20 protein-coding genes are annotated in these 21,683 nt (G+C 73.9%); 12 read left to right on the top strand and 8 right to left on the bottom strand.

The genetic code is table 11. The features are described from left to right. Nucleotides 1-6 precede the first annotated feature (6 nt). Together AMK19_RS05185 and AMK19_RS05190 are read left to right on the top strand one after the other, a co-directional pair. Nucleotides 7-1,287: an MFS transporter gene (locus AMK19_RS05185; protein ID WP_443134988.1), complete on the top strand. Its 1,281-nt coding sequence runs from the start codon at nucleotides 7-9 to the stop codon at nucleotides 1,285-1,287. Nucleotides 1,288-1,366: 79 nt separating this feature from the next. Further along, nucleotides 1,367-1,885, top strand: a complete 519-nt coding sequence (locus AMK19_RS05190; protein ID WP_073808529.1) for an HAD domain-containing protein — start codon at nucleotides 1,367-1,369, stop codon at nucleotides 1,883-1,885. On the opposite strand, the gene AMK19_RS05195 is transcribed toward AMK19_RS05190, so the two are convergent. The 3 genes from AMK19_RS05195 to AMK19_RS05205 all read right to left on the bottom strand — a co-directional run bounded on the left by AMK19_RS05195 (nucleotide 1,866) and on the right by AMK19_RS05205 (nucleotide 4,656). Then, nucleotides 1,866-2,156: a hypothetical protein gene (locus AMK19_RS05195; RefSeq protein WP_073808531.1), complete on the bottom strand. Its 291-nt coding sequence runs from the start codon at nucleotides 2,154-2,156 to the stop codon at nucleotides 1,866-1,868. The genes AMK19_RS05190 and AMK19_RS05195 overlap by 20 nt on opposite strands. A gap of 106 nt (nucleotides 2,157-2,262) precedes the next feature. Continuing rightward, nucleotides 2,263-3,051, bottom strand: coding sequence for a CPBP family intramembrane glutamic endopeptidase (locus AMK19_RS05200; protein ID WP_073808532.1), 789 nt, complete (start codon nucleotides 3,049-3,051; stop codon nucleotides 2,263-2,265). Between the two features lie 105 nt (nucleotides 3,052-3,156). Continuing rightward, on the bottom strand, nucleotides 3,157-4,656 hold the full coding sequence (locus tag AMK19_RS05205) for a glutamate-cysteine ligase family protein (protein WP_073808534.1): 1,500 nt from the start codon (nucleotides 4,654-4,656) through the stop codon (nucleotides 3,157-3,159). A gap of 362 nt (nucleotides 4,657-5,018) precedes the next feature. Between AMK19_RS05205 and AMK19_RS05210 the strand changes: the two genes are divergently transcribed. Then, nucleotides 5,019-5,702: a hypothetical protein gene (locus AMK19_RS05210; protein WP_073808535.1), complete on the top strand. Its 684-nt coding sequence runs from the start codon at nucleotides 5,019-5,021 to the stop codon at nucleotides 5,700-5,702. A 347-nt stretch (nucleotides 5,703-6,049) separates the two neighbouring features. After that, on the top strand, nucleotides 6,050-6,241 hold the full coding sequence (locus AMK19_RS05215; protein WP_073808537.1) for a DUF5999 family protein: 192 nt from the start codon (nucleotides 6,050-6,052) through the stop codon (nucleotides 6,239-6,241). Between the two features lie 132 nt (nucleotides 6,242-6,373). Here the strand turns inward: AMK19_RS05215 and AMK19_RS05220 are convergent, their stop codons facing one another. Continuing rightward, nucleotides 6,374-7,069: a GNAT family N-acetyltransferase gene (locus AMK19_RS05220; RefSeq protein ID WP_073808538.1), complete on the bottom strand. Its 696-nt coding sequence runs from the start codon at nucleotides 7,067-7,069 to the stop codon at nucleotides 6,374-6,376. 233 nt (nucleotides 7,070-7,302) lie between these two features. Between AMK19_RS05220 and AMK19_RS05225 the strand changes: the two genes are divergently transcribed. Beyond that, nucleotides 7,303-10,422, top strand: coding sequence for a phosphocholine-specific phospholipase C (locus AMK19_RS05225; protein ID WP_073808540.1), 3,120 nt, complete (start codon nucleotides 7,303-7,305; stop codon nucleotides 10,420-10,422). A gap of 52 nt (nucleotides 10,423-10,474) precedes the next feature. On the opposite strand, the gene AMK19_RS05230 is transcribed toward AMK19_RS05225, so the two are convergent. Beyond that, nucleotides 10,475-10,828, bottom strand: a complete 354-nt coding sequence (locus tag AMK19_RS05230) for a beta/gamma crystallin domain-containing protein (RefSeq protein WP_073808542.1) — start codon at nucleotides 10,826-10,828, stop codon at nucleotides 10,475-10,477. 170 nt (nucleotides 10,829-10,998) lie between these two features. Further along, nucleotides 10,999-11,733: an SseB family protein gene (locus AMK19_RS05235; protein WP_073808543.1), complete on the bottom strand. Its 735-nt coding sequence runs from the start codon at nucleotides 11,731-11,733 to the stop codon at nucleotides 10,999-11,001. A 186-nt stretch (nucleotides 11,734-11,919) separates the two neighbouring features. On the opposite strand from AMK19_RS05235, the gene AMK19_RS05240 reads away from it, so the two are divergent. The 5 genes from AMK19_RS05240 to AMK19_RS05260 all read left to right on the top strand — a co-directional run bounded on the left by AMK19_RS05240 (nucleotide 11,920) and on the right by AMK19_RS05260 (nucleotide 16,717). Beyond that, nucleotides 11,920-12,231 carry a hypothetical protein gene (locus AMK19_RS05240; RefSeq protein WP_143200061.1) on the top strand — a complete coding sequence of 104 codons (312 nt, stop codon included), beginning with the start codon at nucleotides 11,920-11,922 and terminating at the stop codon, nucleotides 12,229-12,231. Between the two features lie 49 nt (nucleotides 12,232-12,280). Beyond that, a complete protein-coding gene (locus AMK19_RS05245; RefSeq protein ID WP_073808546.1) occupies nucleotides 12,281-13,315 on the top strand; it encodes an ABC transporter substrate-binding protein in 1,035 nt (344 codons plus the stop codon). 406 nt (nucleotides 13,316-13,721) lie between these two features. After that, the gene (locus AMK19_RS05250; protein WP_073809495.1) at nucleotides 13,722-14,942 is read left to right on the top strand and encodes an alanine racemase; all 1,221 of its coding nucleotides are present in this window, start codon (nucleotides 13,722-13,724) and stop codon (nucleotides 14,940-14,942) included. Between the two features lie 117 nt (nucleotides 14,943-15,059). After that, nucleotides 15,060-15,470, top strand: a complete 411-nt coding sequence (locus tag AMK19_RS05255) for a YciI family protein (protein WP_073808548.1) — start codon at nucleotides 15,060-15,062, stop codon at nucleotides 15,468-15,470. Nucleotides 15,471-15,565: 95 nt separating this feature from the next. Further along, a complete protein-coding gene (locus AMK19_RS05260; RefSeq protein ID WP_073809497.1) occupies nucleotides 15,566-16,717 on the top strand; it encodes an RNA polymerase sigma factor in 1,152 nt (383 codons plus the stop codon). Between the two features lie 19 nt (nucleotides 16,718-16,736). Here AMK19_RS05260 and AMK19_RS36425 read toward each other — a convergent pair whose 3' ends face one another. After that, nucleotides 16,737-17,897 (bottom strand): DUF2510 domain-containing protein, encoded by a 1,161-nt coding sequence (locus AMK19_RS36425; RefSeq protein WP_073808549.1) that lies wholly within the window; start codon nucleotides 17,895-17,897, stop codon nucleotides 16,737-16,739. 218 nt (nucleotides 17,898-18,115) lie between these two features. On the opposite strand from AMK19_RS36425, the gene AMK19_RS05270 reads away from it, so the two are divergent. Beyond that, nucleotides 18,116-18,838 carry a gamma-glutamyl-gamma-aminobutyrate hydrolase family protein gene (locus tag AMK19_RS05270; protein WP_073808551.1) on the top strand — a complete coding sequence of 241 codons (723 nt, stop codon included), beginning with the start codon at nucleotides 18,116-18,118 and terminating at the stop codon, nucleotides 18,836-18,838. 327 nt (nucleotides 18,839-19,165) lie between these two features. On the opposite strand, the gene chrA is transcribed toward AMK19_RS05270, so the two are convergent. Continuing rightward, nucleotides 19,166-20,356, bottom strand: a complete 1,191-nt coding sequence (gene chrA / locus AMK19_RS05280) for a chromate efflux transporter (RefSeq protein ID WP_073808554.1) — start codon at nucleotides 20,354-20,356, stop codon at nucleotides 19,166-19,168. Between the two features lie 177 nt (nucleotides 20,357-20,533). On the opposite strand from chrA, the gene AMK19_RS05285 reads away from it, so the two are divergent. Next, nucleotides 20,534-21,610 carry a cation diffusion facilitator family transporter gene (locus tag AMK19_RS05285; protein WP_073808555.1) on the top strand — a complete coding sequence of 359 codons (1,077 nt, stop codon included), beginning with the start codon at nucleotides 20,534-20,536 and terminating at the stop codon, nucleotides 21,608-21,610. Nucleotides 21,611-21,683: the final 73 nt, after the last annotated feature.

Raw genomic sequence — 21,683 nt, forward strand, 5'->3', positions numbered from 1 at the left:
GGGCCGGTGTTGGCGATCCATCGTCTGGCGGTGGGCATCAACTATCCGGCGTGGGCCGGCAGGAACTATCGGATCCAGACCGCCTCGACGGTGGTGAGCGGGCTGGGCAACGCCGCCGCGCCGATCGCCACCGCGTTCGCGGTGCTGGGCGCGGGCTGGGGCACCGCCGAGGTCGGGTACGTGACGGCGGCGCGGACGGTGCCGCTGGTGGTGCTGATGCTGATCGGCGGGGCGGTGGCCGACCGGTGGCCGCGGCACGTGGTGATGGTGAGCGCCAACGTGTTCAACGCGGTGTCGCAGGGCGTGCTGGCCGCGCTGGTGCTGATGGGGCATCCGCCGCTGTGGACGCTGCTGGCGCTGTCCGCGGCGGGCGGCGCCGGGCAGGCGTTCTACGCCCCGGCCGCCGAGGGCGTGATCCTCCGGGCGGTGTCGGCCGAGCACGCGTCGAAGGCGCTCTCGGTGTTCAAGATGGGCATGAACGGCGCGCAGATCGCCGGCGCCGCGCTCGGTGGCCTGCTCGCCGCGGTGGCCGATCCGGGCTGGGTGCTGGCGGGCGACGCGGCCTGTTTCGCGGTGGCCGCGCTGATGCGCTCCGGCCTGACGCAGGTCGGCGGGCGGCGCGAGTCCGGGCCCAGCCTGGTGCACGAACTGCGGGTCGGTTGGCGGGAGTTCGTCTCGCGCCGCTGGCTGTGGGCGATCGTCGTGCAGTTCTCCCTGATGAACGCCTGCGTGCTGGCCGTCGAGACGGTGTACGGGCCGGTGATCGCCGAGGACCGGATGGGCGGCGCCGGGGCGTGGGGCACCGCGATGGCCGCGCTCAGCGTCGGCATGGTGGCGAGCGCGGTGCTGATGGCCCGCTGGCAGCCCCGCCGGATCCTGCTGGTCGGCAACGGCGGCGTGTTCCTGTTCGGCCTCCCCGCACTGGCGTTGGCGCTCGGACTGCCGCTGATCCCCGTCGTGGTGGCGATGTTCCTGTCCGGGGTCGGCGTCACGGTGTTCGTGGTGGGCTGGATGGTGGCGCTCCGTCAGGAGATCCCCGAGGAGCTGCTGTCGCGGATCTCCGCGTACGACGCCTTCGGCTCCTTCGCGCTGCTGCCGGCGGGCACCGCGCTGGCCGGCCCGGCGGCGGACCTGCTGGGCCGCTCCGGTGCGCTGTGGGCCTGCGCGTTGACGTGCCTGGGCCTGGCCGCAGCGGTGCTGCTGGTGCCGGAGGTACGGCAGTTGGAGCGCAAGGTGCCCGAGGCGCGCGGCAACCTGCCGCAACCGGAACCTGCCACGTCCGGGTGACTGCCGCCCCGGCCTGCAACCCCCGGCGGCCGAAATGCGTCCGTGCGGACAACTGGCCACGACCCGGTGAGGAAAGCGCATGGGCAAGCCGCTGCTCTACCTTGACGTCGACGGGGTGCTGAACCCGGTGTTCCCGAACCCCGAGGACGACTTCGACTCCCACACCCTGCTCGGCTACTCGGTGCTGCTTTCACCGCGCCACGGCGAGTGGCTGCACGAACTGGCCGAGCACTACGAGCTGGTGTGGGCGACCACGTGGGAGTTCGAGGCGAATCGGTACATCGCCCCGCTGCTGGGCCTTCCGCAGCTCCCCGTGGTGAAGTTCAGCGGGTACGTGCCGCAGCCCGGCGACCCGCGGGTGCCGCTGATGGAGCTGTTCTCGGCGTTCAAATGGGCGCCGCTGCTGCGGCACGCCCAGGGCCGCCCGTTCGCCTGGATCGACGACTGCATTCCGTCGCGGCTGGTGCGCCGCAGCCTGCTGCGCGCGGACCGGCTGCTGATGCCGATCGACCCCGCGCAGGGCCTGCGCCGCGAGCACGTGGACCGGCTGCTGCGCCGCCCTCCGACCCGGGCCTGGCTCAACCGGCGGGCGGGCTGACCGGCGCCGGGCCGCCCACCTCCACCCAGATCCGCTCCCAGCGGGCGGTGCGGCTGTGCCCGAAGCGGTCGCCGTACCCGAGCACCCGCAGCACCGCCTGCGTCTGGGTGCGGTCGGGGTGCTCGTCGATCTTCAGGCTGACGGTGGTGACGCCGCCGCGGGTCTCGCTCAGCGGTTTGCGTCCCATGAGCTTGTGCAGGGCGTCCTCGATGCGGCGGATCCGGGCCTCGTCGCGCTCGTGGCCCCCGTGCCAGTCCTGTTCGCCGCCCATGCCGCTCCCCTCGCCCGACGGCGCGTCGCCGCGCCGCCGCGCCCACCGGGCTTCACCCTACCGGCAGTTGACCGGCCACCGGGGCGGATCGGTCAGGACGGATCGGTCAGGACGGCAGCCAGCTGACGTGCCCGGCCAGCAGCGCGAAGCCGATGAAGCCGACCGTGTCGATCAGGCCGTGCGCGGCGACCAGCGGGCCGACCCGGCGCCAGCGGCGGTACAGCAGGCAGAACACCACGCCCATCACCACGTTGCCGACCAGCCCGCCGATGCCCTGGTACAGGTGGTAGGAGCCGCGCAGCAGGGAGCTGGCCGCGATGATCGCCGGCCAGGTCCAGCCCATCTGGTGCAGGCGGCGCACCAGGTAGCCGACCACCACGACCTCTTCCAGGATCGCGTTCTGCCAGGCGGCGGCGATCAGCACGGGGATCCGCCACCACACGTCGGGCAGGCCGGAGGCGGCGACGGTCAGGTTGAAGCCGGCCGCCTGCATGCCCAGGTAGAACGCCAGCCCGGAGCCGCCGATGGCCGCGGCGAGCAGCGTGCCGCGGCCGAGGTCGGAGAGCTTGTGGCGCAGGTCGAACCCGATGGTGCGCAGCGAGGCGCCCTCGCGGACCAGCAGGTAGCCGACCAGCGCGACGGGCATCAGGGCGCGGGCGATGTAGTAGAGCTGCCAGGCGAGGTCGAGCCAGGGGCGGCCGGGGGCGCGGGAGGCGTTGAGGGTGGCGACCTGCTGGCCGAGGCCGATGGGTTCGGTGAGCGAGCCGACGAAGCTGATCAGCGCGGAGACGCCGCTCGCGCCGAGCGAGAGCCCAAGGACGATCAGCAGTTCGACGGCGAGCAGCCGGCGCGAGAGGGGCTTGGTGGTGGCCGGCTCGGCCGAGGCGGTGGTCACTGGTCTCCCCGGGGACGGATGCGGCCCGGAGCTCACTCCCGGCTCCGGGCCGATCATCCTTTCACAGCACGATGAGACGTTCCTGGACCCCCGGTGAGGTGTTGGTCAGTCCACCGGCCAGGTGTGCACGGGCTCACCGCTGCGCATGCCCTCGATGTAGCGGCGGGTCATGGCGGCGATCGCGGCGTTCGGGTCGAGGCCGTGGCGTTCGCGCAGGCGGTGCACGACGGCGGCCTGCCAGGCGGCGCCGTTGGTGCGGCGCAGGCAGCGCTGTTCGATGATGCCGAGGTAGTGGTCGCGGTCCCGGGCGGCGATGCCCCAGCGGTCGAGGCCCTGGTGGGCGAGCGGCAGCAGTTCGTTCAGCACCAGGTCGGTGGCGGGCAGTTCGACCAGGCCGCGGGCGCCGCGCCCGGAGCGGGGCCACCACTGGACGGCGTCGATGCCGTGCCGGGCGCCGTTCCGGAAGTTCTCGTCGGCCTTCTCGAACGGGAGCCTGGTCCAGATCGGACGGGGCTGTTCGGCCAGCACCCGGACCAGGCCGTAGTAGAAGGCCGCATTGGCGAGGACGTCGGCGACGGTGGGCCCGGCGGGCAGGCAGCGGTTCTCCACCCGCAGGTGGGCGACGCCGTCGGCGACGTCGTAGATGGGGCGGTTCCAGCGGTAGATGACGCCGTTGTGCAGCCGCATCTCGCCGAGCCGCGGCGCGCCGCCGGAGGCCAGCACCTTGACCGGGTCCTCGTCGTCGCAGATCGGCAGCAGCGCCGGGAAGTACCGCAGGTTCTCCTCGAACAGGTCGTAGACGGAGTCGACCCAGCGCTCCCCGAACCAGGTGATCGGACGCACCCCCTGCGCCTTGAGTTCGGCCGTCCGGGTGTCGCAGGCCTGCTGGAACAGCACCGGGCGGGTCTCGCGCCACAGCTCGCGGCCGAACAGGAACGGCGAGTTCGCGCCGAGGGCGAGTTGGACGCCGCAGATGGCCTGGGCGGCGTTCCACACCGAGGCGAACCGGGCGGGGGTGACCTGCAGGTGCAGTTGCACGGAGGTGGCGGCGGCCTCGGCGACCATCGACACCGAGTCGACGGTCAGCCGTTCGACGCCGTCGATGTCGAGCGCGATGTCCTCGCCGCGGGCGGCCAGGATCTGGTCGCTGAGCAGGGTGTAGCGGTCGTTGCTGGACATCGCCTCCCGTCCGGCGTGCGCCAGGTCCAGGGTGGGCAGGATGCCGACCATGACGAGGCGTCCGCCGGCCTGCTCGGCCCGCCGGTCGGCGTAGCGCAGGGCGGCGCCGAGTTCCTCGCGCAGGTCCTCGAAGACGTGTCCGCCGAGGCGGCGGGCGGCGACGTTCAGCTCGATGTTGAAGCGGCCCAGCTCGGTCTGGAAGTCGGTGGAGGCGATCGCGTCCAGCACCTGTTCGTTGCCGAGCATGGGCAGTCCCTGCTCGTCGGCCAGGTTGATCTCGATCTCCACGCCCATCATGGCTTTCGGGCGGTCGAACCGCTCCTCCCTGAGCATCCGCCCCAGCACGTCCAGACAGGACTGGAGCTTGCGGCGGTACAGCTGCCGGTCGGCCAGCTCCGCCCGGGTCGCGACGACTTTCTCGCCCACGGGTGCCTTCCCTCCCCTCGGTCGACAGTGCCTGTGCATCATGCCCAGCGCGAAGATTTCTAGCCTCGGGTGCGAACAGCCGAACGGGGGAGGGTTTCTGACGGTCTGTCAGCTCACACCGGCTTGCGCCGCACCACGGAAAGTGATATGAAGGTCACCCTGCGCACTTGTTCGAGTAGAATTCGCACGCCGCTCAGGCCAGGTCAGGGCCGTCCGAGAAACCCCCACTGTCGAGGGACTCGTCGACGACCCGCCCACCCCCTCGGCGCTCTTGCCCAACCGGACACGGCCAGACCCCGTCAATGTCGACGCCATGCCGGTATGCCGCAGTACGCCGATCTCGAACGGAGAGGCGACTCACCATGACGCTGCACCTGTCCCAGCCCCCGGCCGGCGCCCTGCACGCCGTACGCTCGGCCCTCGCGCCCGGGGCGGCCCTGCCGCCGTCGGCGGCCGCCGTCCTCCGCCATAGCGCCGACCGCCCGGAGCCGCTGCTCGCGCTGCCCGTGCACGCCCTGCGCGGGCCCGAGCCCCGGCTGGCCGGGGCGGAGTGCATCGGCTGGCGGTTCCTGCTGCGCGCCTGCCTGCCCGAGGCGGCGGGGCCGCAGTGCCCGCACGGCGGCGGCTGCGACGGGGCGGTCGGCGCGAGGGCGGAGCGGACGGAACGCCCGCTGGTTACCGGCGAGTTCAGCGAGGACGGGCTGGAGCAGGTGGTGGCCGCCGCCGAGGTCGCCGCCGGCGCGGACGGGCCGGTGTTCTCCCACCTGGCCGCCGGCCCGTACCTGGACTCCACGGTCCGGGCGCTGCGGCAGGCCTGGCAGCTGGTGCACCTCTCCCCCGCCCGCTACGAGCCGCGGCTGCTGTCGCTGCCCGAGCACTACGCGTCCGCGCTGTGGCTGCACGGCGCGCTGCCCGGCGAGGACCTGCTGATCCCGCTGGCGCCCGCGCCGGTCGGGGTGGCGGCCCACCAGGTGCTGTCCGCCGCCGAGCTGCTGGCCCGGCTGGCGAACGCCCCGGCGGCCCGGGCGACGGCGCTGATCGGCTGACGCCCCCCTGGTGACGCTCTGTCACCGCCCGACTCCGCACCACCCGGACGGGCCATGCCGTACTGATCCGATCGGATCGGTCCGGGATGGCCCGTCCGTGCGCGGATCGGAGCACCCGCGGCCCGGTAGGGTGATCTCGCCGGATCTTCTGTGGCGCATGTCACCAAATGCCTGCGCGCACGCCCGGAGAGTCGGACACTGGTGTCGGTCGGGAGGAAGACCACACCTCCTACCCGGCTGACGCCGTTTCACACCTGTGGCGGTGAAGAAACTTTCCGTCGACAGGGCGGGCGCCCAGGGGGGTGGCCGTGCGGCGGCGCGAATCACGAGTGAAGCGAGGTACAACGATGTGCCAGCACCGAACCGACTGCCCGTCCGCCGAGTCGTCGGACCGTGAGGCGGCCGAATCGGTCGCCAGCCACCCCGAGCAGGGCTGGAGCCTGCTCTGCAACGGGGTGCTGCTGTTCGACGACACCGGCGAACTGCTGCCGGACGGCCGCGTGATCGCCCCGCGCCGCACCCTGCTGATCGCCGCCTGAACGCCCCGGTTCTCCGCTGTCGACCGATCGACCGGATCGACCCGTCGACCGAGCACCCCGCCCGCCCGGAGTTGCGCCCTCCCGGCGGGCGTCGGCGTTCCCCGAGGAGTCGTCAGGAACCGCCAGGAGCCGTCAGGAGCCGCCGACCGGCAGGTCGGAGGGCGTGGACGGGTCGTACCAGAGGCTGAGCATCGGGGCGTGCCACTGCCAGCCGAGGGTCGCGTAGAGGGCGCGCCCCTGGGTGGTGCCGACCAGCAGGCCGGTGCGCGCGCCCTCCGCGTGCGCCTCGCTCTGCAGGGTGCGCATCAGCAGCGAGCCGAGGCCGCGGCGGCGGTGCTCGGGGGCGGTCTCCACCTGGTCGACGACGGCAACCGGGTCCTCCCCCCGGCCGATCCCCGGGCCGACCCCTATCTGCCCGCGGGCGGCGTACTCGCCGTCGACGGTGCGCACCAGGGCGCGGATCACGCCGCCGCGGCTCCAGGTGGTGATCCGGTAGCCGGCCGGGACGGCCGGGGTCTCGGGGCGCAGCCGGCAGGTCATCAGGTGGCCGGGGACGTCGATGTGCCAGCCCGGTCCGATCCAGGGCAGGGCGTGTTCGTCGACGCCGAAGAGCTTGAGCCAGGTCCACGGGACGGTGGTGCCCTCGGTCAGTGTGCGGACGTCCGCCTCGACGGGGGCGGGCAGCACGTGCCGCCAGGGGTGGCGGTACTGGCCGACGTCGATCGTCCAGCCCCAGGGCTCGGGTTGGGGGTCGGCGGCGCCGCGGGAGACCGTCCAGCCGCTGATCCAGGCCCGGACGAGGGCGGGGACGGTCGGGTCGTCGGGCATGGGCACACTCCGCGCTAGGTAAGGGTCCAATGGCTTTTGCGGATCTTACTTGTCCGGGGCGGGGGCCGTCATCGAATTTCTCTGCCCACTCCCGCCGGGGCGAGATGTCTGTACAGGTTGCGGAGCGCGTCATCCGCCGGACATCCGCCGCACTGGTCCAGTCCACTTGGGCGGCTTAGGAATGGTCGCGGCCGGGCGGAGCGACGCCCGGCACCGTGCACGAGGAGCCCCCGATGAGTCCCGAACTGTCGCGCCGTACCCTGCTGGGCGGCGCCGCCGCCGCGGCCGTGCTGTCCGCACTGCCGCTGAGCGTCCGTCAGGCGCTGGCCGCCCCCGCCCGCCCGGGCAAGCTGGAGGACATCCAGCACGTGGTGATCTTCATGCAGGAGAACCGGGCGTTCGACCACTACTTCGGCACCCTGCCCGGTGTGCGCGGCTTCGGCGACCGCGCCGCGGTGCGCGGCGTCAACGGCCGTTCGATCTTCCACCAGCCCGACCCGTCCCGGGCCGAGGGCTACCTGCTGCCGTTCGCGATGAACGCCGCGCACACCAGCGCCTACCAGCAGGGCGCGCCCTCGTTCGGCTACGGCGACTCGATGAGCGCCTGGAACGACGGCCGGGCGGACGGCTCGGTGACCCGGCGCTCGTCCGGCTGGCTCGGCCAGGGCTACTACGAGAGCGCCGACATGCCCTTCTACCACGCGCTGGCCTCGGTGTTCACCACCTGCGACGCGTACTACGCCTCGGTGCAGTGCAACACCAATACCAACCGCGAGCACCTGATGTCGGGCACCAGCGGCGGCACCGTCCGCGACCTCCCGATGACCGACAACTCCGAGCCCGCCGCCGGGTTCGAGTGGACCACCTACGCGGAGCGGCTGGAGCGCGCCGGCGTCAGCTGGCAGACGTACCAGGCGCTGGACAACTTCGACGACAACGCCTTGGCCTGGTTCACCAACTTCATCAAGGCGAAGCCCGGTTCGGCGCTGTACGAGCGCGGCCTGCGGCAGGTCGGCGACCCGGCGAAGCAGGGCGACCCGTTCGCGATGGGCGACGCGCTGGTCGAGGCGTTCGCCGCCGACGTGCGGGACGACAAGCTGCCGCAGGTGTCCTGGCTGATCGCGCCCGCCGCGCTGTCCGAGCACGCCAACTACGCCCCGCCGAACGGCGAGCACCTGACGGCCCGGCTGCTGACGGCGCTGACCGCCAACCCGGACGTGTGGGCGAAGACCGTGTTCATCCTCAACTACGACGAGCACGGCGGTTTCTTCGACCACCAGCTGCCGCCCGTCCCGCCGCTGGCCGCCGGGCGCGGCGCGTCCACCGTGCCGGTGGACGGCGAGGTGGTGGTGCGGGTCTCCAAGGGCGGCTCGACGTACCACCGGGTGGTCGGGCAGGACGGCCGCTACCGGGTCAGGAACGCGGACGGCAGCCTGGGTTGGTCCGCCGCGCTGCCCGCCGGGGAGACCCTGGTGGCCGGGCCGTTCCCGATGGGCCTGGGCGTGCGGGTGCCGATGGTGGTGGTCTCGCCGTGGACCCGCGGCGGCGTGGTCGACTCCACGGTGTACGACCACACCTCGGTGATCCGGCTGCTGGAGAAGCGCTTCGGCGTCGCCGAGCCGAACATCTCGCCGTGGCGGCGGGCCGTCACCGGCGACCTCACCAACCTGTTCGACTTCTCCGGCCAGGACCCGGTGTGGCCCGCGCTGCCCGACACCTCCGGCAACCGGCAGAAGGTCACCGACACCGGCAAGCTGCCCGCGCCGACCGTCCCCAAGCCGCAGGCCTTCCCGCAGCAGCCGCGCGCCACCCGCACCGCCCGGCCCGTCCCGTACCACCTGCAGGTCAAGGCCCGGGTCCGCAAGGGCGTGCTCACCCTCGACCTGGCCAACCCCGGCAGGCAGGGCGCGGTGATCGCCGCCTACCCCGAGCCCGGCGCCGCGCCCCGGCACTACACCGTGGACGTCAAGGGCAAGCTCTCCGACACCTGGCAGATCGGCCCCGACGGCTACGACCTGCGCCTGCACGGCCCGAACGGCGCGCTGTGGCACCTGCGCGGCGACGCGGCCGGCTCCTACGAGACGAGCGTCTCCGAGGACGGCGGGGGCGGCTGGCAGCTGGCCGTCGAGGTCGCCAACCGCACCGACGTCAGCCGGGTGATGACCATCGGCGACCTCGCCTACGGCGGCGGGCAGCGCGAGGTGCGACTCGGCGCGGGCGAGTCCGCGGTCGTCAACCTGCCGGTGGGCAAGGAGGGTTGGTACGACGTCGTGGTCACCGCCCGGGACGACGCCCGCTACCGCTTCCGCCGGGCCGGGCGCCTGCCGAACCAGGCCGTGGGCTTCACCGACCCGGCGATCGGCCTCGCCGACCCGCTGGTCGTGGACGTCACGCTGGGCTCCGCGTCCGCCACCATCGACGAACCGCTGCTGCTGCCCGGCCGGCCCGCCCGGCTCAAGGCCCGGTTCACCGCCACCGCCGACCTCGCCGCCCTGGAGGCCGCGCCGGTGCTGCCCGCCGGCTGGCCCGCGGCCGCCGCGGTGACCGCCCTTCCCTCAACTCTCAGTGCCGGCCACACCGTTGAGGCCGAGTGGGAGATCCTGCCGCCCGCGACGCTCTCCACCTCCTCGGCCGGCCGCCTGCTGGTCACCGCCCGCGCCACCGCCGCCGGCCGCTACGCCGTCGCCGACGGCGAGCTCGCGGCACGCACCGCCCCGTCGATGACCGGCCACCTGCTCGGCGAGGACTTCGAGTCGCTGGCCCCGCAGCTCACCGCCGTCTCCGGCGTGCTCGGCTGGACCGCGAAGGCCCCCGCCGGCTGGACGGTCGTCAACGCGCCCGGCATGCCGCAGGGCACCGTCCGCCTCCAGGGCTGGACCTTCCACACCAAGCGCGAGTGGTCCACCCCCGCCGGCCAGGACCGCGGCAACTTCACCCGCGGCCTCGGCATCCTCGCCGTCGCCGACCCCGACGACTGGGACGACACCGGATCCCCCTCCGCGAAGGGCAAGTTCGACTCCACCCTGGTCTCCCCCGCCGTCCCCGTCCCCGCCGGCACCACCACCCTCCACCTCGCCTTCGACTCCCACTACCGCCAGGAGGCCCCCCAGAAGGCCACCGTCACCGCCGTCTTCGACACCGGCGCCGAAACCCGCCTGCTCACCTACAGCAGCGACGCCACCGGCAACGACAACGCCGGCAAGGACGCCGAGAACGCCTTCATCACCCGCCAGTTCGCCGTCCCCGCGGGCGCGAAGTCGGTGACCCTCAGGTTCCGCATGTACGACGCCGGCAACAACTGGTACTGGGCCGTCGACCACATCCGCCTCGACACCCGCCCGATCACCGCCTGACCCACCGCCGGGCCCCGCCGTCTACGTCAACGGCGGGGCCCGGTACGGCAGTTCAGACGATCTGGATGGCGCGGACCTGCGGCGGGCGGTTGGGGAAGGTGATGTCCGTCCAGCGGTCGATGCGGACCGAGTCGCCGTTGACGTCGTAGTAGATCAGGTCGTTGTTGCCGGTGGAGATGCGATCCACCCACCAGCCGCCGAAGTCGGTGGTGCCGCCGTTGGCGTAGCAGTCGACGCTGTCCCGGCCGTCCAGGTGCGACCAGATCTTCAGGAAGTTCTCGCCGCCGACGCACTGGATGTGGTCGATGGCGAACGCGTGGCCGCTCGGCACGGTGACGGTGAACGCGAGCGCCGCCGCGAACGCGGTGGCCAGCGAGCAGACGACCCTCTTGGTCCTCGAGAACACGGGTTTTCCCCTTCGCACGAAGCCGGCCGACGAACGGCCCGCTGCCGCCGCCCGGTCCGGGAGTCCTCAACGTAGCGAGGGCGGTACCCCGTTCGGCCGCAACACTCCGAACGCGAACCGCCCTCCTACGACTTCACCCATTCGTGTGAGGACCGCATCCCGGGCGGTGCTCAGGCGCGCGTGAAGAACGGTTGCTGGTCGAGGGGTTGGGCCAGGAAGGCCAGTTGGAGGCCGTGGTCGAGGCGCAGGCGGAGGGTGTCGTCGGCGGCCAGGGCCTGGCCGAGGCGGGTGGCGAGGGGGCGGGGGTCCGCGGTGGGGTCGGCGAGGACGAGGGCGAGGGTGGCGTCCGCGTCGGGGGCCGGGGCGAGGTGGGCGGCGGCGATCTCGGGTTCGGCGGCCAGCAGTTCGCGCAGGGCGCGGTGCACCTCGGGGTCGGTGTGCGGCGGCAGGTAGGGCCGGTTCTCGGCGACGGCGCGCAGCCGGGCGCCGTCGAGCTGGTAGCTGACCGGGCCTGCCGGGTCGACCAGGACGATGGAGGCGCGCTCCGAGAACGCCACCATCGCGGCCTGCGGGGCGGCGACCGGCGCGGGCCGGGCGTCCGCACGCCAGCGGGCCATGGTCTCCATCGAGGTGAACGCCGGCAACGCGCGCCGCCCGTCGGCGGCCTCCAGGACGGGCACCGCCATGTCGCTGGTCTTCTCGCGCTTGTGCCCGTTCTCGTCGTACTCCACCTCCCCGAGCACGGCCACGATCGGCACCATCAGCCGACTCGGCGTCAACGCGGCCAGCAACTCGCCCTCGGCGGACGGGTCCTGCTGCCAGGCGGCGAGGGCCGCGGCGAGGACGGGGTCGGCGGTGCCGTCGTCCTCGGCGAACCCGGGGTTGGGGATGTTCTTGCGCTCCACCCGTCGAGCGTATGCCACGTTTACCTCGGGCCGGTCGCCGGTGCGGGGCCACCGCCGGGACCGGGGCCGGGGTCGACTGTACGGGTGGGCCTGGCGGTCTCCCCGCTGCGGGTGCGGCGGGGGTGCGGCAGGCTGGGCGGACCGGTGCCGGTGGTACCTGTGGTGCCGGTGGAGAGGACGATCATCGTGGGAACGTACGACCCGATGTTCGCGGTGCGCGGCGCCGCGGACGCGGTGACCGTGGCGGCGAAGGACGTGGCCGGCGGGCGCGCCGGATGGCACCGGCCGGCGGACGCCACCAACTCGCTGGAGCGGATGGACCACCTGGTCACCGCCCTGTCCGACCTGCTGCGGCACCAGGCCCTGGCGCTGCCGCAGCTCACCCGGGACCCGCAGGCGGCGCAGGCCGCCAAGCTGGTCGCCGAGGCCGCGACCGCCGCCGCCCAACTGGCCGAGCAGATCCGGAAGGCCACCGCCACCACCCGCGCGGTGCGCTGACCGGCATCATGGTGGCTCGGACAACTCGTGGGGCGGGAGTGGCGTGGGCATGGACGCGATACGGATCGGCGTGCTGGTGCCGTTGAGCCGACCCGGATGGGTCGAGGCCGGTCGACAGCTGCTGGGCGGCATGGAGTCGGCCGTCCGCGAGCTCAACGCGGCGGGCGGCGCGGCCGGGCGGCCGGTGGAGCTGCTGGTGCGGGACACGGCGGCGGATCCGGAGCGCGCGGCGGCGGCCGTCGGCGAGCTCGCCGGGCTCCAAGTGGACGCCCTGGCAGGCGAGTTCCACAGCGTGGCGGCCCGGGCGGCGGCGGCCCGGGCGGAGCAGGCGGGGGTGCCGTTCCTCTGTTCCTCGGCGGTGCTGGACGCGCTGACCGAGCAGCCGACGGACCTGGTGGCGCGCCTCGCCCCCGCCCAGTCGCACGGGTGGCGGGTGTACGCGGACTTCCTGCTCGGTGCCGGGCACCGCCGCGTCGCCGTGGTCACCCAGGGCGGCGCGTACTGGGAGTCCGGCACCCGCATCCTGCGGGAGCGCCTCGCGGCGCACGGCGGCGACGTGGTCGAGCTCGACCCGGTCGGCGTGCCCGACGCGCTGGCCGCGTCCGGCGCGAGCGCCGTCCTGCTGCTGACGGGCTTCCCGGACCCGGCGGTCCCGATCGTCCGGGCCGTCCGCCGGGACCCGCGGCTCGCCGATGTGCTGATCGGCGCCCCGGCCGGGCAGCCCGAGTTCACCGAATGGGCGTCCCTGCTGGGCCCGGACGGCGCCGGGGTGCCGTTCCTGCGCTACCTGCCGGAGCGGCTCGACCCGGTGGGCGCGCGGGTCGCCGCCGTACTGCGTGAGGATTTCGGCAGGGAGCCGTCGTTCGTCGCGTTCGAGGGCTGGGACACCGTCAACGTGCTTGCGGCGATGCTCGGTTCGGGCGAGGCGGAGTGGTCACGGGTGCAGCTGGCCGGCACCCGGGGACCGATCCGGTTCGAGCGGGTGCCGGGCATCGGCGTGTGGCAGTGGGCATGGGCCCCGGTCCAGGTCGCCGACCGCGACCCGGCCGACCCGGGGCGGTGGCGGGTGCTGCACACCGGCTGAGCCCGGACGTCGTGGGCCGCGAGGCACGGGCGGTCGGCGCCCGGCGGTGGACCCGGCATGCCGGAGAGGACCGCAGCGGCCGGGGCCGCCCGGGTTCAGCTCGTGCTCCGCGTCCAGTGCGAGCGGGGCCTGCGGCCGCGGCTGGGGTTGCGCCCGGGAAGCCGGACCGGGGGTGCGCCACGCGCGCAGCAGCCGGCTGCGCACGTACTCCACTTCTCGGTCCGCTCCGACCCGTCGAGTGCCGCACCCGGCAGCTCGGCACGCGCGTCGGCTGCCGGCGTTGCACACCGGTCGGGGCGTCGCCCCGCGCCGATGGAAGTCGGCCCTCGGGCGGCCCGCGCCCGCGTCGCGGATTGGCGCGGCGAAGGATCTACCGCCCGGTAGGGCGATGTGGCAGTCTGCGGCCATGGCTCTCGCTGAAACCACCGTGACCAGTGGCACCGTCTCCGACCGTGCCCGCTACGACCGGGCGACGGCCCACCTGGACGCGCCGCTGGCGATCGTCGATCTGGCGGCGTTCGACGCGAACGCGGCGGACCTGGTGCGGCGGGCGGGCGGGAAGCCGATCCGGGTGGCGTCGAAGTCGGTGCGGTGCCGGGCGCTGCTGGAACGGGTGTTGGCGCGGGACGGCTTCGCGGGGGTCATGAGTTTCACCCTCGCGGAGTCGCTGTGGCTGGTGCGCAGCGGCTTCACGGACGTGCTGCTGGCGTACCCGTCGGCGGACCGGGCCGGGTTCGGGCAGCTGACGGCGGACGAGGAGTCGGCCCGGCAGATCACCGTGCTGGTGGACGACGTGGCGCAGCTGGAGTTGATCGACGCGGCCCGGGAGGGTTCGGCGACGGTGCGGGTGTGTCTGGAGCTGGACACCTCGTTGCAGCTGCTGGGCGGCCGGGTCCGGGTGGGCGCGCGGCGGTCGCCGTTGCGGACGCCCGAGCAGGTGGGCCGGCTGGCCGAGGCGGTGAACGCGCGGCGCGGCTTCGAGGTGGTCGGGCTGATGGCGTACGAGGGCCATGTGGCGGGCGTCGGGGACGCGGTGCCGGGTCGGCCGGTGCGGTCGGCGGCGATCCGGTTGATGCAGACGAAGGCGCGGGCGGAGTTGGCGCGGCGGCGGGCCGAGGTGGTGCGCCGGGTGCGGCAGGTCGCGGATCTGGAGTTCGTGAACGGCGGCGGCACGGGCAGTGTGGAGTCGACGGTGGCGGAGCGCGCGGTGACGGAGGTGGCGGCCGGGTCGGGCCTGTTCGTGCCCCGGCTGTTCGACAACTACCGTGCGTTCCGGGGCCGTCCGGCGGCGCTGTTCGCGCAGCCGGTGGTGCGCCGTCCCGGGGTGGGTGTGGTGACGGTGCTCGGCGGCGGCTATCCGGCGTCCGGTCCGGCGGGGGCGGACCGCTCCCCCGTCCCGTACCTGCCGGCCGGGTTGCGGTACGACCCGCAGGAGGGCGCGGGCGAGGTGCAGACGCCGCTGCTGGGTTCGGCGGCGGACGACCTGCTGATCGGTGACCGGGTGTGGTTCCGGCACGCGAAGGCGGGCGAGCTGTGCGAGCGTTTCGCGCAGTTGCACCTGGTCGAGGGCGATGCGGTGGTCGCGACGGCGCCGACGTACCGCGGCGAGGGCCACACCTTCCTGTAGTCGGCCGGTCGGCGGTCGAAGATCTTTCGGGAGCCGTGTCGAGAACCCTGTCACGGCTCCGTCCCCGGGTTGAAGGCGACCACAATGGGGTCGCGTCACCACCGAGGAGTGAGAGCCATGGCGAAGTACCTGATGCTGAAGCACTACCGGGGCAACCCGGAGGCCGTGAACTGCGTGCCGATGGACGAGTGGACGCCGGAGGAGGTCTCGGCGCACATCCAGTACATGAACGACTTCGCGGACCGGCTGCGGGAGACCGGCGAGTTCGTCGACGCGCAGGCGCTCGCCCCGCGGGGTGTGTGGGTGCGGTACGACGGCGAGGGCCGGCCGCCGGTCACCGACGGGCCGTTCGCCGAGACCAAGGACCTGATCGCCGGCTGGATGGCGATCGACGTGGACTCCTACGAGCGGGCGCTGGAGCTGGCCGCCGAGCTGTCCGCGGCGCCGGGCGCGAACGGCGAGCCGATCCACGAGTGGCTGGAGCTGCGCCCGTTCCTCACCGAGTACCCGGACACCGTCACCGAGTGAACGACGACCGCGAGCGGGACGACCGGGAGCGGGACGACCGCGAGCGGAACGACCGCGAGCGGAACGACCGCGAGCGGGACGGCCGGCCGGGCGCGATGGACGAGGCGCTGCTGCGTGTCCTGACGCCCGAGGTGCTGGCCGTCCTGGTGCGGCGCGGCGCGGATTTCGCGGCCGCCGAGGACGCCGTGCAGGAGGCGCTGCTGGAGGCGGTGCGGACCTGGCCGGCCGATCCGCCGCGCGACCCGAAGGGCTGGCTGATCACCGTCGGCTGGCGGCGTTTCCTGGACGCGGCCCGTTCGGACGCCTCGCGCCGCCGCCGCGAGGACCTGGTGGAGGACCAGCCGGAGCCCGGCCCGGTGCCGGACGCCGACGACTCGCTGCAGCTGTACTTCCTGTGCGCGCACCCGTCGTTGACACCGGCCTCGGCGGTGGCGCTGACGCTGCGCGCGGTCGGCGGGCTGACCACCCGGCAGATCGCGCAGGCGTACCTGGTGCCGGAGGCGACCATGGCGCAGCGGATCAGCCGGGCGAAGCGGACGGTGGGCGGGGCGCGGCTGGACCGGCCGGGCGACCCGGCGACGGTGCTGCGGGTGCTGTACCTGGTGTTCAACGAGGGCTACTCGGGGGACGTCGACCTGGCGGCCGAGGCGATCCGGCTGACCCGGCAGCTGGCGGCCCGGATCGACCACCCGGAGGTGTCGGGCCTGCTGGCGCTGATGCTGCTGCACCACGCCCGCCGGGCCGGTCGGACCGCGCCGGACGGCAGTCTCGTCCCGCTGGCCGAGCAGGACCGCGGCCGCTGGGACACCGCGATGATCGCCGAGGGCGTGACGATTCTGCAGGCGGCGCTGGCCCGCGACCGGCTGGGCGAGTTCCAGGCGCAGGCCGCGATCGCGGCGCTGCACGCGGACGCGCCGACCGCCGAGGAGACCGACTGGGTGCAGATCGTCGAGTGGTACGACGAACTGGCCGCGCTGACGGACAGCCCCGTGGTGCGCCTGAACCGGGCCGTCGCGGTCGGCGAGGCGGACGGCCCGCGGGCGGGTCTGGCCGCGCTCGCTGCGCTGGACGACACGCTGCCCCGGCACACCGCCGCGTCCGCGTACCTGCACGAGCGGGCCGGCGACCTGCGGGCGGCGGCCCGGCTGTACGCGCAGGCCGCGGCGAAAGCCGGGGCGGTGGCCGAGCGGGACCATCTGGTGCGGCAGGCAGCGCGGCTCAACACCCTTCTACGGGACGGGAGTTGAGCCGCGCTGCGGTGCCGCTTCAGGTGGTGGTGCCGGCGCCCGGTCCGCCCTGGAAGGTGGCGATGCCCTTGAGGATGGTGTCCATCTGATCGAGGCCGGGGGCCTTGTCGGCGATGTCGAAGCCGAAGTGGACGGCGGTCAGCGCCTTGCCGTCGGCAGTCGGGAAGACCACCGTCTGCACGTACCCGCTGTTGCCCTTGGACACCGTCACCTGCCAGCGCACCAGGTAGCCGGAGCGGCCGGCCACCGTGACCGCCTCGCTCTTCAGCTCCTGGTGGCCGGTGATGTCGGGGTACGCCTCCTTGGCGGCGTTCTCGATGTCCTGCTGCGCGGCCTGCTTGACGTCGGTGCCGCCGCCGTTGCCGGTGCCGGCGATCCGGCCCGTGGTGACACCGCCGAGCGAGCAGCTGCCCTGGCCGTCGGCGCAGGTGTAGTCGCCGACGGTGGCGCCGGCGAAGCCGTCGGAGCTGGTGCCGCCCTTCCAGCCGCTGGGGACCGGCAGGGAGATGCCGTTGACGAGGTCGACGGCGACGCCCTTGCCGTTGCTGTTGCCGCCGCTGCCACCGCTGCCGCCGCCCTGGCCGGGGAAGCTCGGCAGGCCGTCGCCCGGGACGTTCTGGCCGTTCTGGCCGTTCTGGCCGTTCTGGCCGCCGTCGCCGCTGCCCTGGTGACCGGACCGGCCCTCCAGGGACGGCCGGGCGGAGGCGGACTTGTCGGTGCGCCCGTCCATCACCAGGTAGGTGGCGCCGGAGCCGACCGCCAGGCCGAGCAGCGCGGCCACCGCGGCCGTGATCAGTACCGGCCTGGACGGGCGGCGGCGCGGCTTGGACGGCGGCAGCTCGGCGTACGGGGGCGGCGGCGGGTAGTGGACGGACTGCCCGGAGGCGTCCAGCACGGTGCCCTCCAGGACGGTGGTGTCCTCGACGCCGGGCATGCCGGGCGCGGGCGTGCCGGGCGCGGGCGGCGGCACGGCGTCGGTCGGCGTGCCGGGCGCGGCCTCGGTGTCCGTGGCCGTGGCCGTGGCCGTGGCTGCGGGCGCGGGCGTGTCGGCGGGGGCGGCCGAGGCCGGGCGGGTGCTGGCGGTCCAGCCCTTGCCGTCCCACCAGCGCTCGGGGCGGGGGTCGCTGTCGGTGTCGACGGGGTCCGGGTACCACCCGGCCGGAATCTGCTGCTCACTCACACCCACGACCCTAGGGGGCCGCGGATAAACGGGAAATCAGCGCGCGGCCGGAATCCGGGGTTCGGCGATGAGATTCGGGTGAGAATCGCGCACAACCGCCGTCCGGGTGATCCAGGTACGCCAACCGGGGCGCATTCTGTGCTCCACGCGCCTGACGGGGCGCACATCGGTCGTGGGTCGCACCACCCGGGGCGCGACCGCGCGACAGAATCCGCGCCATGACCTCTCGCCCCGTGATCGGGATCAGCACCTTCCTCCTCGACGCCGCCTGGGGCCGGTGGGACTCCATGCGCTCGGTGCTGCTCCCCGAGCGCTACCCGGCGCTCTTCCAGCAGGTCGGCGGCATCGCCGTCATGCTCCCGCCCGACGCCCCCGAGCACGCGGCGGCCGCGGTGGCCCGCCTGGACGGCCTGGTGATCGCGGGCGGCGAGGACGTCTCCCCCGCCCTCTACGGCGAACCCGCCCACCCGGAGACGGTGGCCGACGCCCCCGAACGCGACCTGTGGGAAGCCGCGCTGATCCGCGTTGCCCTCGCCGCCGGCACCCCGCTGCTGGGCATCTGCCGGGGCATGCAACTGCTCAACGTGGTCTGCGGCGGCTCACTGATCCAGCACCTGCCGGACGTCGTCGGCCCCGATCTCGAACACCGCGGCACCCGCACCGGGTACAACCGGCACGCGATCCACCCCGTCCCCGGCACCCTGCTCGCCGGCCTCCTCCCCGAGCCCTCGGTCACCGTCCCCACCAACCACCACCAGGCCGTGGCCCGCCTCGGCGAAGGCCTCACCGTCTGCGCCCACGCCGCCGACGGCACCGTCGAAGCCGTCGAGGGCCCCGGCTTCGCCCTCGGCGTCCAGTGGCACCCGGAACAGGGCGAGGACCTCCGCGTCGCCCGCGCCCTCGTCCACGCGACCCGCCCGGCGCCCGTCCCGGCCGCCTGAGCGCCGTCGCGAGGAACACGGCGAGTCCACAGCTCTGCTAACGGGGCCGCACGGCGAGGTAGTAGAGCGTGATGTCCTCCGGGGCGTGGACCCGCATGGACCCGCTGGGTCCACCCCCCACCAGGTCCAACTGCAGGTGGCTGCGGTCGCCGTACGGGAGCCACCCGGTGATGACGAACGGGCCCTCACCGTTCTGGGCCCAGACGTGGTCTCCGAAGCGGACCGTGCGATTGTCCTTCGTTCGAAATTTCGGCCTCATGGTCCATGGCTACCACTCGCCCCGCCCCGCAGGGAGCGGTTTTTCCGACATCGAGACACCAACTCCTGCTACGGGAGCGCGAGTTCGCACAGGGCGGCGACGGTGCCGAGAGCGCCGGCGGCCAGCAGGCAGGGGACGACGCCCCGGCGCAGGACGAGCAGCCACAGCGCGGCGAGGCCCAGGATCGCGTACTGCCACGGCTGGTGGAGGGCCAGCGCCAGCGGGAGTGCGGAGCCGGCGATGGCGCCGATGACGGCCGGGCCGGCGCCGGTGAGGAAGTCCTGGACGGCGGTGTTGGCGCGCAGGCGGTCGAAGTGGGCGGCGCCGAGCAGGACGAGCAGGAAGGACGGGCCGAACGCCACCGCCGCCGCGAACAGTCCGCCGAGCACGCCCGCCGCCGCGTAGCCGACCACTGCGACGGTCTGGACGACCGGGCCGGGGGTGATCTGGCCGAGGGCGACGGCGTTCAGGAACTGACCGTCCGTCATCCAGTGGTAGCGGTGCACCGCGTCCTGCTGCATCAGCGGGATGATCACGAAGCCGCCGCCGTAGGAGAGCGCGCCCACCTTGAGGGCGACCCAGGCGAGCGCGCCGAGTCCGCCGGTCGCGGCCAGGCCGGGGACGAGCAGTGGCAGGGCGGCCCGAGGGGCGTCACCCTCGGGTCGGGGCGGTGCGGTGTCACCCGTTCGGCTGGTTCGGCGGGCGGGGCGCCGGAAGGCGATCTCGGCGGCGCCGGTGGCCAGCAGGACGAGCACCAGCCACGGTCCGGTGAGGATCGCCGCCGCCGCGCCGAGCAGCAGGTAGCAGACCCAGCGGACCCGGGCCGCGCCACCGCCCGAGCGCTGCAGGCTGGCCGGCACCAGCGCGCCCGCGGCCTGCACGGCCACCGCCGCAACGGCCGCGCCCGCCCCGGCCGCCGCACCGAGCACCCAGCGCGGCGGGTCGCCGGCCAGGAACAGCGCGGCCAGCAGCAGGATCAGCACCAGCCCGGGCACGATGAACGCCGCCCCGCCGACCAGCGCCCCGGCCGTGCCGCGCACCCGCCAGGCCGTGAAGATCGCCAGCTGGGTGGAGGCCGGACCGGGCAGCAGGTTGGTCGCGGCGATGCCGTCCTCGAACTCGCTCGCCGCGAGCCAGCCGCGCTGCTCCACGCACAGCCGGCGCAGCAGCAGGATGTGCGCGGGCGGCCCGCCGAACCCGAGGACGCCGATCCGACCCCACTCCTTGGCGATCACTCTCAGCGGCACCTGCTCCGCCATCGCTCCGCTCCCCCGTCGGTGGCTCGAAAACCCGCACGACCTGCGCGGATGCGGGCCGCACCCTACCTGACCCGAATGGCCTACAGGAGAACGACAACGGTCACCAGTGCAGCCTTTGGATCTTCCTCCGAATTGGGGTTCACTTCGGGGTCGGAGACCGGAGCGGAGGGACCCTCGATGGCGGACCACGAGCACGACCACGAGCACGGCGGCCACGACGACGACCATGGCGGCCACGGCGGCCACGGCGGTCACGGCGGTCACAGCCACGCCGTCTCGGCGGACGCCGACCGCCGCTGGCTGTGGAGCGCGCTGATCCTGCTGGTGGTGTTCATGGCCGGCGAGGTCGTGGTCGGCTTCGCGGCGCAGTCGCTGGCGCTGATCTCGGACGCGGCGCACATGCTGACCGACGCGGCGTCGATCGCGCTGGCCCTGGTGGCGATGCGGCTGGCGGCCCGTCCGGCGCGCGGCGGCTACACGTACGGGCTGAAGCGGGCGGAGATCCTGTCGGCGCAGGCGAACGGGGTGACGCTGCTGGTGCTGTCGGCGTGGCTGGGGTACGAGGCGGTCGCCCGGCTGATCGCGCCGCCGGCGGTGACGGGGTCGCTGGTGCTGGTGACGGCACTGGTGGGCGTGGTGGTGAACATCGCGGCGACCTGGTGCATGTCGAAGGCGAACCGGTCCTCGCTGAACGTGGAAGGCGCTTTCCAGCACGTCCTGACCGACCTGTACGCGTTCGTCGCGACGGCGGTCGCCGGTGCGGTGGTACTGCTCACCGGGTTCGTCCGGGCGGACGCGATCGCCTCGCTGGTGGTGGTGGCGCTGATGCTGCGGGCCGGGATCGGGCTGGTGCGGGACTCGGCGCGGATCTTCCTGGAGGCGGCGCCCGCCGGGATCGACCCCGACCAGGTCGCGGACCGGCTGGTGGCGACGCCGCAGGTGGAGGAGATCCACGACCTGCACATCTGGGAGATCACCTCCAACCAGCCCGCCCTGTCGGCGCACATCCTGGTCGCGCCGGGCGGTGACTGCCACGCGGTGCAGCACGAGTTGCAGCGCCGGCTGCGCGAGGACTACCGGATCACCCACGCCACCCTCCAGGTCGACCACGTCGGCGCGGGCGGCACGGGCGACGCGGACGGGCTGCTGCAGATCTCGTCCAGCAGCGCGGCGGCGGCCGCCGAGCAGGAGGCCCGCGAACACTGCGAGGACGCCCACGGCCCGATCCACCGCTCGGGCCCCCACCCGCACTGACCCCGCGTCAGGCCCTGACTGTCACCGGCATACGGCATGATCGGGGGGGTGACCCCACCCCACGCACCGCGCC

This window comes from Kitasatospora sp. CB01950, from assembly GCF_001905465.1.
Lineage (GTDB): Bacteria > Actinomycetota > Actinomycetes > Streptomycetales > Streptomycetaceae > Kitasatospora.